The 12,990-nt window shown below is 46.0% G+C and carries 9 protein-coding genes; 6 read left to right on the forward strand and 3 right to left on the reverse strand.

Annotation, left to right across the window (positions count from 1 at the left end; genetic code table 11):
- Positions 1 to 218: 218 nt before the first annotated feature.
- From T489_RS0103400 to T489_RS0103410, 3 genes are all read right to left on the reverse strand, one after another.
- The gene (locus T489_RS0103400; protein ID WP_031578642.1) at positions 219 to 3,299 is read right to left on the reverse strand and encodes a multidrug efflux RND transporter permease subunit; all 3,081 of its coding nucleotides are present in this window, start codon (positions 3,297 to 3,299) and stop codon (positions 219 to 221) included.
- Positions 3,299 to 4,408 (reverse strand): efflux RND transporter periplasmic adaptor subunit, encoded by a 1,110-nt coding sequence (locus T489_RS0103405; RefSeq protein ID WP_031578643.1) that lies wholly within the window; start codon positions 4,406 to 4,408, stop codon positions 3,299 to 3,301. The genes T489_RS0103400 and T489_RS0103405 overlap by 1 nt, the downstream gene beginning before the upstream one ends.
- Positions 4,409 to 4,661: 253 nt before the next feature.
- The gene (locus T489_RS0103410) at positions 4,662 to 5,648 is read right to left on the reverse strand and encodes an MYG1 family protein (protein ID WP_031578644.1); all 987 of its coding nucleotides are present in this window, start codon (positions 5,646 to 5,648) and stop codon (positions 4,662 to 4,664) included.
- Positions 5,649 to 6,077: 429 nt separating this feature from the next.
- Here T489_RS0103410 and T489_RS0103415 point away from each other — a divergent pair, with 429 nt between their 5' ends.
- The 6 genes from T489_RS0103415 (at position 6,078) to T489_RS0103445 (ending at position 12,952) form a co-directional block, all read left to right on the forward strand.
- Positions 6,078 to 6,362, forward strand: coding sequence for a hypothetical protein (locus T489_RS0103415; RefSeq protein ID WP_031578645.1), 285 nt, complete (start codon positions 6,078 to 6,080; stop codon positions 6,360 to 6,362).
- A gap of 213 nt (positions 6,363 to 6,575) precedes the next feature.
- The gene (locus T489_RS0103425; protein ID WP_031578646.1) at positions 6,576 to 7,118 is read left to right on the forward strand and encodes a hypothetical protein; all 543 of its coding nucleotides are present in this window, start codon (positions 6,576 to 6,578) and stop codon (positions 7,116 to 7,118) included.
- A 27-nt stretch (positions 7,119 to 7,145) separates the two neighbouring features.
- On the forward strand, positions 7,146 to 8,174 hold the full coding sequence (locus T489_RS0103430) for a hypothetical protein (protein WP_031578648.1): 1,029 nt from the start codon (positions 7,146 to 7,148) through the stop codon (positions 8,172 to 8,174).
- A gap of 90 nt (positions 8,175 to 8,264) precedes the next feature.
- Positions 8,265 to 9,302: a tRNA-dihydrouridine synthase gene (locus T489_RS0103435; protein ID WP_051621758.1), complete on the forward strand. Its 1,038-nt coding sequence runs from the start codon at positions 8,265 to 8,267 to the stop codon at positions 9,300 to 9,302.
- Between the two features lie 93 nt (positions 9,303 to 9,395).
- Positions 9,396 to 11,129 carry an ABC transporter ATP-binding protein gene (locus tag T489_RS0103440; RefSeq protein ID WP_031578650.1) on the forward strand — a complete coding sequence of 578 codons (1,734 nt, stop codon included), beginning with the start codon at positions 9,396 to 9,398 and terminating at the stop codon, positions 11,127 to 11,129.
- Positions 11,126 to 12,952 (forward strand): ABC transporter ATP-binding protein, encoded by a 1,827-nt coding sequence (locus T489_RS0103445; RefSeq protein WP_031578651.1) that lies wholly within the window; start codon positions 11,126 to 11,128, stop codon positions 12,950 to 12,952. The genes T489_RS0103440 and T489_RS0103445 overlap by 4 nt, the downstream gene beginning before the upstream one ends.
- The last annotated feature ends 38 nt before the right edge of the window (positions 12,953 to 12,990 follow it).

The following is a 12,990-nucleotide window of genomic DNA, read 5'->3' on the forward strand; positions in this document are numbered from 1 at the left end:
GTTAAATTTCAATAGAAATAATTGACTATTTTATTTATAAAACATAAATCTTGACTTATAAAAACAAACAGGTAATATTAATAACACCAAAGCAGTGACCTTCTGGTTACTGCTTAAAAAATTTTCTCAGGATATTTTTCTATTTACAGAAAGATTTTCACATGCTCGTAAAAACAGGGCATAAGCCCTGTTTTTTTACCTTTAGACTGAGTTATATCTTATTCAGTTTTCTTGAGTTCTGCATTAAGTTCTTCTTCAGTAAACTCAGGAAGCGGCTTGTGGTTTTCACCGACAAATGAGTAAATAACCGGAAGCACAAACAGAGTGAACATGGTGCCGATTGACAGACCTGCAACGATTACGAGACCGATTGAAAATCTGCTTTCCGCACCTGCACCGGCTGCTGTGAGCAGAGGAACCAGACCGGCAACCATTGCCGCGGTGGTCATCAGAATCGGACGAAGTCTTACTGAGGCTGCTCTCTTAACTGCTTCGATCTTTGAACATCCGTTCTTAAGCTGTTCTTCACGGCTAACTTCACAGATCAGAATACCGTGCTTTGAGATAAGACCCACAAGGGTTATCAGACCTACTTCGGTATAAATGTTCAGAGAAGCCATGCCTACGGACAGGAAGAGCAGTGCACCTGAAATTGCCAGAGGAACGGCAATCAGGATAACGCAAGGATCTCTCCAGCTTTCAAACTGACATGCAAGTACAAGGAAGATTATGAACACTGCGAGTGCGAAGGTAGAAGCAAGTGAACTGCCTTCCGTAGTGAACTGTCTTGATTCACCCTTGTAGTTATGAGTGTAACCGGCAGGAAGTGTAGGTACGACTTCGTTTTCAAAGAAGCTTACGGCTTCACCCATGTTAACTCCCGGACTCAGTGCAAAGCTCAGGGTGGCTGCGTTCTGCTGTGACATCTTTGAAAGAGTGGCTGGCTCAGCCTTAACCTTTACGTTAAGAATTGATCTTAATGAAATCATGTCTCCGCTCTGAGATTTTACAAAGTATTTGTTGAGCGAATCTGGATTCATTCTTTCAATACGTTCAGACTGAGGAATAACTTCATATGATCTGCCGTCGATGGATACGCGGTTTACATATCCGTCGGCGATAATTGTTGAAAGAGTCTGACCGATATCACTCATGGTAATACCGTAAGCACCTGCCTTTTTACGGTCAACATCGATGTAAAGGGTAGGGGAGTCATAGCTTAAGTCACTGTCGAAATATACGAAGAGACCGCTTTTTCTTGCTTTTTCCATAACCTGTTCGGACACGTCATAGAGTTCTTCGAAGCTGTTCGGAGTCATGAGTACGAACTGCATAGGAAGACCGCTTGAGCTGCCAGGGAGAGGAGGCATCTGGAATACGGTAGCGTTTATGTTAGGACTCTTGGTAAGTAAAGGTGAAACTCTCTTGATAACTTCAGACTGCTTTTCACGTTCATTGAAATCCTTCAGTACGAGAATCGCCATACCCTGGTTTGAAGCTGGGGTACCGATCATGCCCAGAGTGTTAAGTACTGCAGGATCCTTGGCGGCTTCGTTATTAAGCTTCTTGATACCATCCTCGATGTAGTCAAGGTTTGCGTTGGTAGGAGCCTTACCCATCATCATGAATGCACCGCTGTCTTCATACGGAGCAAGTTCTGATGAACAGTACTTGAAGAGCAGAGGCAGTGACGCCATGATGACAATGGCCACAATTACGATAGGGGTTCTTGTGGTTAATACCGCATCAAGCATTCCGGTATAGATTTCGGTTATCCTGTTGAGGATTCTGTTCACGATGCTTTCAAATTTACCAGGCTTTTCTTCAGCCTTGAGCATCTTTGAACACATCATAGGAGACAGGGTAAGGGCAATGATACCTGAAATCAGCACGGAACCTGCCAGAGTCAGTGCAAATTCGGTAAAGAGCGAACCGGTGATACCGCCCATGAGTGCTATCGGTGAGTATACCGCACCGAGGGTTATGGTCATTGATATTACGGGAATTGCTATTTCTCTTGTACCGATAATGGCAGCCTTGAACGGTGAAAGTCCGTTCTTGATGTGACGGTCGACATTTTCAACCACCACGATGGCGTCGTCCACAACCAGACCGATGGCAAGAACCATTGCGAGCAGAGTCATCAGATTTATTGAGAATCCGAAGAGACTCATGAGCATGATTACACCGATCATGGACAGAGGAATTGTGATGATAGGTATTACAACGGCTCTGAAAGACCCCATGAAGAGGGTGATGACCACGAGTACGATAATTGCCGCTTCAACGATGGTGTGAATAACTTCGTTGATTGATTCATCAATGGAAATGGTACTGTCGTAGATGGTGTTCATCTTAAGAGTGCTTGGCAGTCCCTTTTCCAGGGTAGGCATAAGGGCTGTTACACCTGCTGCGATATCCAGAGGGTTGGCTGTTGGGGTTGCATCGATTGCGGCTACGACACCTTTCTGGCCGTTGGCGATGGATCTGAAACTGTCGTGGCTGGTTGCCATTGAGATCTTGGCAACATCCTTCATTCTGACTACGGCACCGTTCTTGGATGCAACAATAAGTTCAGACAGTTCATCAGCATTGGCAACCTGAGTGTTGGTGTTGGTGTTCATCAGGGTATAGTAATTGTTGATCTGTCCTGATGAAGTCTGGAAGTTGTTGGCCTTCAGAACATTTACCACATCCTGTGCCGTAAGCTGATGAGCAGCCAGCTTGAGCGGGTCAATCCATATTCTCAGAGCATATTCGTTACCGCCGTACAGGTTAACCTTGGCTACACCGTTTACGGTAAAGAGCTGTGGGATAACCACACGGTTAAGGTAGTCGGTAATCTGCGGACCGTCCATTACATCGCTTGAGAAGGCGATATACAGCACTGATGTGGTGGATCCTGTAGAAAGGGATATGGTCGGATCCTGTGCATCGGAAGGAAGCTGGGATTTTACGGAGTTAACGCGTGACATGACGTCTGCGAGGGCCCCGTTAGGATCGGTATTGAGCTTCATGTAGATCGTAATGGTGGATGAGCCCATTTTGGAGCTTGACGTCATGTAGTCAATATTGTCTGCCTGGGCAACGGCCTGCTCGATAGGAGCGGTGATGAAGCCCTGAATAAGATCGGCACCGGCACCGTAGTAACTGGTGGTTACGGTGATTACGGTGTTGGTCATGTCCGGATACTGACGCACGGCCATGTTTTTCAGGGACTGCAGCCCCAGCAGTGTTATAAGAAGACTGATACATACTGCGAGTACCGGTCTTTTAATGAAGATATCAGTAAACATTATTAGAGCTCCGGTACTTTTTCAACCTTATCAAGATTGTATTTGTCGTTTTCTTCGATATAGCTGCCGTTGGAGAGTCTTACCAGACCTTCAGTAACTATTACGTCACCGGGATTGAGGCCGGAGGTGATGACAACCTTGTCTCCGTTTTCGTTACCGGTGGTTACGTTTACCTGTTCGGAAATCTTCTGTCCCTTGTCATCGGTCTTCACGCGGTATACGGAAGTACCGTAAAGGTTGTATGAAATCGCGGTCTTTGGAATGGCAATCTGTTCTTCTTCCGAAGGCAGAATTACGTTAACCTTTGCATACATGCCGGTTATGAGTTTTGACTGAGGGTTCGGAATGGTGCCCTGAACCTGCAGAATACCTGCTTCATAATTCATTACAACTTCAATTGCGGAGATTTCACCTTCGAATGTTTCATCAGGGAAGGCGTCAACATTAAGCACAACCTTCTGACCCAGTTTGATTTTTTCAACATCATTCTGTGATACGGTAAAGCGTACCTTTACTTTTGAATTATCTTCAAGGTGGGCTATCTTTGAACCGGGCTGAACATACTGACCGACGTATACGTTACGGATACCCAGCTTGCCTTCGAAAGGTGCCTTGATCTGCAGTTTTTCAATTTTTGCCTTGATGGACTTTGCATCGGCAATGGCCGCTTCATAGTCTGCCTTGGCATTGTCCAGATCCATCTGGGATACGTTTCCCTTCTTGATGAGGGCTGAGTAGCGGATGAACTTCTTTTCTGCCACGTCCGCCTTGGCTCTGGATGCTTCGTAGTTCGCTTTTTCAACGGAATCGTTTACCTGTACAAGTACCTGATTCTGTTTTACCACGTCGCCGGAATCAAAATAAAGTCCTGTGATGCTACCGGATACTTCAGATGATACGTCGATACCCTGGTTAGGTTCGATGAAACCTATGGCGCTTACGGCTTCCTGCCATGGAGCTTTGTCAATTTTCATTGTGGTTACCGGATTAACCGGAGGCTTCATGTTTGCCAGGTATTCCTGTATTTTCTTTTCTTTGTATACGTTGAATCCTATTACGGCACCGAAGACCAGTATGGTTGCCAATGGTACTGCGATCTGCCATTTACGCATTTTTTACCCCCTTGAAAAATCAAATCTGTATAAGCGACAATTCTACGCTATAAATCTGTTTTTGAAAAATTTTTACACATACAATACTATCATTGGACACTGATAAATCATATGAGTTCAGGTATCAGTGTTTTCATACTGTGAATCGTATTATGTATAATCGTTTAAAACACTGAAAATTTAAATAAAGACTGAAAAAAAGCACTGAAAAATGAGATTTTCAGTGCTTTTTTTCAGTGATGAATTTCAGAACTTAAGGTTCGGAACCTTCAAGCCAGAGTTTCGCCATGATTTCGATATCCTCTCTGGTCAGAGCTCCGCCGGTAAAACCTGTTTTGTGCACGAAGGTTGCCGATTTGATGCCGATAATTCTGTTGAGTTCTTCAAGCTCTTTGCCTCTCCACGCGGTAGGCGCACCGCAGCGGTTTTTGAATCTTGATGACTGGGAGCCCGGAAGAGACTGGATTCTGTATCCCTTTTTCTTGTGGTCAGGGTAGATGGCAATCCTGCATTTTTCAAAGCAGTTCCAGTTGTTGAGCACTGCTTCAAACCATGGAAGCTTGTCATCAAGACGCAGAATTTCGGAACCGTCATAGCTCTTGAGCACCTTTTCCTCGTCTCTGGCGTTGGTCAGAGTGTTGATGAAAAGCTTCTTGTAGAGAACCTTGAGACTGTCCACGGTTTCAATGAAGTTCTGATACTGTGTTTCTTCGGTGCCGTTGAGATCATTCTGCATGGCAACAAGATAAGGAACTACCGGTATGTGCATGTAGAATCTGTTGAGGTTGGCGTAAACCTGATTTTCCTCGGACTGATTCAGACTGCAGAGGCTTCTGGTATAGCTGTCCAGCTGTCCGTTGTCGGTAAGGTCGGTATACTGCATGATGTTGCGGTCAATGGTCTTCCAGGCCTTGTTGATTACGGTATCCGAAATTTCATCAGGGTTGGGCAGACAGCGGCGGATAAGTTCCAGAAGTTCACGACCGAACCTGTCCCAGATAAGACCGGCCGTGGCATATCTGATGCCGTTGCTGCGGGAGAGATTGAACTCTGCCGGATGATGATCGAAATGTTTCTGTAAATCAAATTTTCCTGAAACGTCAATAACGTAGTCTGCTTTTTCAAGTTCTTCAGGATCCCTTGATCGGATGATCTTTGTCGTGGCATCCAGAAGCTTGAAAATCACGCATGCAGTGACTTCATCAGCATGAAAGGAGCCACTGTGAGTTGCAATTATCATTCTTTATTTCCTAAATATTATACACCTAGGTATAAATTTAAATGATTTTGCGTCTATGTCAAGGATAAAGCACATTTATGAAATAAAATACCATTGTATGTCAGATAGATTATATTTTTTGTTTATTTTGTGAATTGCTGTCCATGTGGAAAACTCCGGATGAAACGTCATGAAACTGACGGGTAATGAGGAAAAAACAGGCTGAGAGGCAATAACTTTAACCATTTCACTTAAGTGATATGCGGTAATTGATATTTACGAAAAAAGTTCGTAACATCGATTAAAGTATATACTGTTTCTGCAGAATGCGGGAATCACCTGCCGGTATAAGGTCTGCCTGTACCGGACTGATGTTTTTTTCCGTATCCTGACCTGAGGCCAGTGCAGATTCTGAAGAAGGCCTGTTGATTGAAACGGTAGAAGAATCAGATGAGTAATGACAAAAAACAGCAGCACTGGATTATCGGCAGTAAGAGGTTTATTGCAATGGTCGTGACTCTGGCAGCTTTTCTGGTGTTGATAGGACTATTTGTATCTGGTTCTGATGCGGTCAGAACTGAATTGGTTATGCTGGGAGCAGTTATATGTCTGTTCATAATTATTTTCATCGCGTTATCCCTTTCCAATGAAAGCAGATACAGAGGAAACAACAGCATCGCCGACGGTTTCAGAAAACAGATTGAGAATGGAGAGTATTTCAATAAGGAATCCTGACAGAATGAATATGATTCGTACTGTGCCGGTCATCCTCTCAAATCACTTTCTGCCTTATCATTTCAGTCTGATATCAGCTGCCGTTATCTGAGAAGACTGTTAAAGATTTTTTGGATCTGCGTTCTGATTTCGTTCATATCCTTAGCATGCTCTGTTTTTATAACAGCCCTGTGTCATGCCGGATTATTCGGATTTAAGTTCTTCGGGACGGTATTGGCTTTTGCCTGCATGTTTGCTGCCGGAATTATGGAATTTCTGTATCTGCTGTCGTTCAGGCCTTTTTCTTCGTGGCTCGGAACCCATCCGAAGTACAGGGAACAGAAGGATGAAATCAAAAATTCCTATCTTGAAGGAGATGCATTCACCTGTTCATGCAACTCAGTGGTTGTCGGCAAGAAATATGTCCACCATGCATTTGACGGTATTGATTTTTTCACGGAAGAGAAAGATAATCTGAAAGACGTGAAGGTTCAGGTCGAACGTTTAATGATTTACACACACTCACGGCATAGTGAAATATACGTTGGAGATGAATATCATTTCAGAATTGTTTTCTGTTGCGGTGAAGGTGATATTTTAAAGGAATACGGCATAACTCTTGATCAGTTTCAGGTAAAAATGATTATGGATAAGTTTTTCCCTGATGTTTCCTGGAAAGACAGAGTTGCTTTTACTGAGAGAAAAACTTATTACAGCAGCTTTGCTTCCATGCGGAATTGTATTTCAGAGCCTGTAATGGACGATAATGCTCAGTAACGATATGATGTTACGCAGGAGTTTCGCATGAAACATTACGATAAACGATTGTTCAGGAGCAGAGGGATAAGTACTTTAAACGCGGTTCTTCTCGCAGGATGTTTAGCCGGACTCTGCATAAGCGGCGTATTAAGCTGGCACGCACATGACGGGGTTAAAGATATCCTGCAGAGCATGTCATTTCTGTGTGTTATTATTCTGTTCGTAACACTGTTTTCAATCTGGTCGGATTACAGACTGCAGAAGAATAATAACAGGTCAAATTTTATAAGAGAGCTTGTTGAAAGCGGAGAGTATTTCAGCAGAAAGATATGGCAGCGGAAATACAGAGACTACTGCGCGAAGCACCCTGTTAAACAGCTTAACGCTTCTTCTCTCAGAACGGATCTCTGTTTTCGCTATCTTAAGAGAAAATTAAAAAATTTATACCTCTGGCTGATAATCCTTCCGATTGCCTTCGCTTTCCCGGTTAATGCAATTTTTATGTCTTGCACTGGCGGTGGAATATTTGGTCTTGGTTTTTGGGAAAACTATCTGCTGACGGCTTTTACAGTGATTATGGCAGTAATGTCCTTGCTGATTTTCCTCTCACTGCGTCCTTTCGGCAGATGGCTGGATGCGCATCCTCAGTATGCGGATAGAAAGGACGATATCATAAAATCATATCTGAACGGATACATGTTCGAGTGTTTCTGCTTCATTGTGGTCATCAGCCGGCATTATGTTCATGCGTTTGACGGAGTGAATTTTTATACCATTCCCAGAGATGGAGTGGTCAGGGTAAAAACCATTCTGAAACGTTATATGGTTTATTCACGCGGCAGGAACGGTGAAACCTATACCGGAGACGAATATCAGTTTGAAATCCGCTTCATAAGTGACAGGGCCGGGCAGATAAGCATTCCTCTGGATCAGTTTCAGATCAGAATGATAACTGATAAATTCTTTCCTGATATCCCGGATGTCGACAGGTGTACGATGGTAACAGAAAAGAGTTACTCCTATAGTCTGGTTTCTTTGAAATCATGTACCTCGAAGCTGGTAATATACGACTGATTTCAGGTTTTAAAATCACCGGATAAAACAGTGTTTTTTATTATTTATGTCACGTTTTTGATATAATCATCCCGGATTTTTGAGGTGCTTATGTCAGTTGGTGAAATTATTTTGGCCCCCATGGAGGGGGTATTGGATTATCCGCTCAGAGAGGCGCTGACGGATTACAACCGTTATGATTACTGCGTCAGTGAATTCATCAGGGTTACGGACGTGGTTTTTCCGGGAAAGGTGTTCAGACGTGAGGTTCCTGAACTCAGACACGAGGGCAGAACCGCAAACGGCACTCCGGTGTGGGTGCAGATCCTGGGAACCGATCCGGATATCCTTGCCAGAAACGCACTGGTGGCCGCAAGGTGCGGGGCACCGGGGGTTGATCTGAATTTCGGCTGTCCTTCCAAATTCGTGCATCGTTCGGGCGGCGGTGCCGCCATGCTGAAAAAGCCTGCGGTAATCGGAGAGGCCGTACGCAGAACCAGAGATCTGCTTCCTGCCGACATTCCCTTAAGCGTCAAGATTCGTCTCGGATGGGAGAATCCCGATGATATCTTCAGTATATATGAAGAGATCGTGAGAGGCGGAGCCGACAGGATTATCATTCACGCCCGTACCCGCATGGACGGATATAAAGCCGATGCGATTAAATGGGAATACATAACACCTCTTGCCGACAGAAACGAGATTCCGCTGGTGGCAAACGGCGAGGTAAGGGACGCGGCATCAGCGGCAAAATGCATTGAGGTTACCCACTGTAGCAATCTGATGGTGGGAAGATACGCGCTTGCGGTACCAAACCTTGAGGGAGTTATCAGGAACAATGATAAACCGTTCACGGTTGTTGAATCCGTTAAAGCGGTGATTCATTTTATCGATATCATGAAGAAGCTGCTTCCCGAACAGTATCAGATGGCAAGAACCAAGCAGTTTTTAAGCTATGTCCGTCTAAGCAATCCTGAGGTCAATCTGTTTTTCAGGGAGATCTGTCAGAAGGAGAACCAGGCAGACATCGACAGAATTCTCGATGACGTGGTTTCAGGCAGAAGAGAACTTGTTCTTCCGCAGAATGACGGAGCCTGTGCATCAGCCGATGGGCAGGCGGTGGCTCATGAAAGGTACTGCAAGAACTGACGGAATTTCTGACTGACGTCGGAACGGCAGAAGCTTTTTCATGATGCATGTGTTCGGTCAGATACGTTTTTTGGAACCGACAGAGAATGGTGTATGATTAAGTATATTCTGAAATACTGGTATTTTGCCGTACTGGCGTCACTTTTCATGGTCTTTGAAGTTCTGGTTGACCTGTATCAGCCGAGAATGATGGCCAGAATAGTCGATGAGGGTATTCTTGGTCTCGGCAGTGGCGGAGTTCCTCAGCAGGACATAATAATCAGCACCGGCATATGGATGCTGGTAATCGTACTGGCCGGATGCCTGTGCGGTATCCTCAGCGGTGTTTTCACAAATCTTTTCAGTCAGAACTACAGCAATGACGTCCGTAAGCTCTGCTTTAAAAAGATTCTCGGTTTTTCCTTTACTCAGAATGACAGATTCTCAGTGGGTTCTCTGATTACCAGAACCACCGGTGACATTACCCAGGTGCAGAACATGTGGGCGCAGATAATCAGAGGCAGTGTCCGCTGCGGCATGTTCTTTGTCGCCGGCAGTATAGCCCTCGTATCCCTGACCTCCGATTTCGGAATGGTTGTTCTGGTCGCTCTTCCCCTGATTCTTCTTGAGGTCATTCTGGTTTTCTGGAAGACAGGTCCTCTTTTTGACCGTCTGCAGCAGAGCATTGACGTAATGAACACCAGGGTTCAGGAAAGTGTTAAAGGTCTAAGAGTGGTCAAGGCCTACGTGCAGGAAGAAAAGGAAAGCAGGGAATTTGCCGAAGCCAACAGACGGCAGACCGATATCCAGTTCAGAGTGTTGCTGATAATCGCTTCAATGCATCCGGTAATGAACATAATTCTCAATCTGGCCGTGGCGGCGGTGATACATCTCGGCGCCGTCAGGGTTCAGGCAGGGGAGATGGCTCCCGGAAACATCATGGCCGCGGTTACCTACCTTTCTCAGATTCTTAACGGCATGATGATGCTGGTAATGATTTTTCAGTCCATAACCCGTGGTCTTGCTTCAGAAAAGCGTATCCGTGAGGTCATCCGTGAAACTCCCGCGGTAAAGGACGGCAATCTGGTGGCCGGGGATTCATCCGGCAGAATAGTTTTTCATAATGTGCGCTTCAGATATCCGGAACAGCAGGCCGACGTGCTGAGTGACATCAGTCTGACGGTAAATCCTGGAGAAACTCTGGCGGTTATCGGTGCCACCGGCAGCGGTAAGAGTTCTCTGATAAATCTCATCCCCAGATTTTATGACGCCACCGACGGTTATGTCGAGGTGGACGGCAAGGATGTCCGTGAGTATACCCTTGAATCACTGAGATCACGTGTTTCCGTGGTTCTGCAGAAAAGCGAGCTTTTCGGAGGTACCATTCGGGAAAACATCGCCAAGGGCAGTCCGGATGCAGGAAATGAGGATATTGCAAGAGCAGTCAGAACCGCACAGGCCGAAGATTTCATTCTCAGACAGCCGAAAGGGTATGATACGCCCGTGGTTCAGGGAGGCATGTCCCTTTCCGGAGGACAGAGACAGAGAATAGCCATTGCCAGAGCCCTGGTCAGAAAATCGGAAATTCTGATTCTGGATGATTCCACCAGCGCACTTGATTTCAAGACTGAATCAAAACTCATGGATGCTCTTAAAAAAGACTATGCCGGGGTAACTAAAATCATTGTGGCATTGCGCATTGCCTCCATCAGAAACGCGGATCGCATTGCGGTGCTCGAGAACGGACGCATAATCGCCTGTGATACCCATGAGAATCTGATGCGAAGCTGTCCTTCCTATATTGATATCTACACATCCCAGTTAAAGAACGAGGAGGAAATGTCATGAGTAACAGAAATACCGGTACTCCCGCATCTCCTTCATCCGTATTCAGAAGAGGACCGGGAGCGGGGTTTGTGGCTGTTCCCGAAAAAGCCCGCAACGAAGCCGAAACCCTGAAGAGATTTTCGGGATATCTTGTTTCGGAAAAGTGGAGCCTTGTCGCCATGCTGGTCTGCGTGCTGATATCGGCAGTGGCAGCCGTGGCCGCTCCGGCCTTTCAGAGTGAGGCCATAGACGCCATTGTAAGAGGTGAATACGACAGTCTCTACGTCTGTCTGCTGCTGATGCTGGTCATGTTCATTCTTCTGAGTGCCGCCTCATATCTGCAGGGCTGCGTCGGGGCCGGGCTCAGCAGAAAGATTATTACCAGACTGAGAACCGGACTTTTTGACAGAATTCTGCGTCTGCCCATAGGTTATGTTGACGGTCATTCCCGCGGGGATCTCATCAGCAGAATGACCAATGATGCCGATAACATCGCCAATACCATATCCATGTCCCTGGGGACTCTGTTCAACGGTGTGCTGACTCTGATTGCCACACTCTCCATGATGCTGTGGTTCAGTATTCCGCTTACCCTGTGCGCCTGCGTCACCATTGTTCTAACTCTGGCCGTTACCAGAATAATGACCGTATACATGCGCCGGTACTTTGTGAAAAGGCAGGAGCTTCTGGGAGAGCTTAACGGCAGGGTTGAGGAAACTGTCACCAACTACAGAACGGTTGCCGCCTACAATCTGCAGGCGGAAGCATTAAAGTCCTTTGAGGAAACCTCCAACAGTCTCAGAAAAACCGGAATCATTGCGGAAATCATCGGCAACATGATGGGACCGGTGATGAATACCCTTAACAATCTGACCTTTCTTATCGTGGCGGTGTGCGGCGGTTATCTGGCTCTTAAGGGCAGTATTTCCGTCGGCGTGATTTCAGCTTTCATCATCTATTCCAGACAGCTTTCAAGACCAATAAACGAACTGGCACAGATTTACAGTCAGATTCAGACAGCTCTTGCGGGGGCCGAAAGAATCTTCGGCGTCATGGATGAGAAATCAGAAGATGAGACCGGTGAAAATCTTCCTGCCGAAATCAGAGGGGAGATAGAATTCAGAGACGTAAACTTCTCCTACGTCGAAGGAGAACCGGTCATACGGGATTTCAGTCTGAAAATCGAGGCCGGAAAGAAGATTGCGCTGGTGGGTGCCACCGGAAGCGGTAAAACCACCATCATCAACCTTCTGCTGAGATTCTACGACGTAGACAGCGGGGTTATTACCGTCGACGGACATGACATACGCTGTCTGTCACTTAAATCCCTGAGAGACAGCATCGGAATCGTTCTGCAGGATACGGTTCTTTTCAGCGGAACGGTTAAAAGCAATCTGGCCTATGCACTTGACAGGGAGCCTGATGAGCGGGAAATCGGGATGGCTGCGGAACTCAGTAATACGGACACCATTATCGAACAGCTTCCGGAGGGACTCGATACCAGACTTGATGAGGCGGGGGCCAGACTTTCCGCAGGTCAGCGCCAGCTTTTTGCCATCTGCCGTGCATTTCTCTCTTATCCGGGAATACTGATTCTTGACGAGGCTACCTCCAGTGTGGATACCAGAACCGAACAGCATATTCAGGAAGCCATGGTCAGTCTGCTGAAAAACAGAACCGGACTGATAATCGCCCATCGTTTATCCACAATCCGTGATGCTGACGAAATCATTGTCATGGAGCAGGGTAGAATAGTGGAAAGGGGAAATCACCGGGATCTTCTCGCAGCCCGGGGAAAGTATTATGAACTTTATCAGACCCAGTATTCAGGTCTGGGAACTTAATGGCGACAGGCATTTGTCTGATTCAGGCAATAATAGGT

Source organism: Ruminobacter sp. RM87 (genome assembly GCF_000701925.1).
Classification (GTDB): Bacteria; Pseudomonadota; Gammaproteobacteria; order Enterobacterales; family Succinivibrionaceae; genus Ruminobacter; species Ruminobacter amylophilus.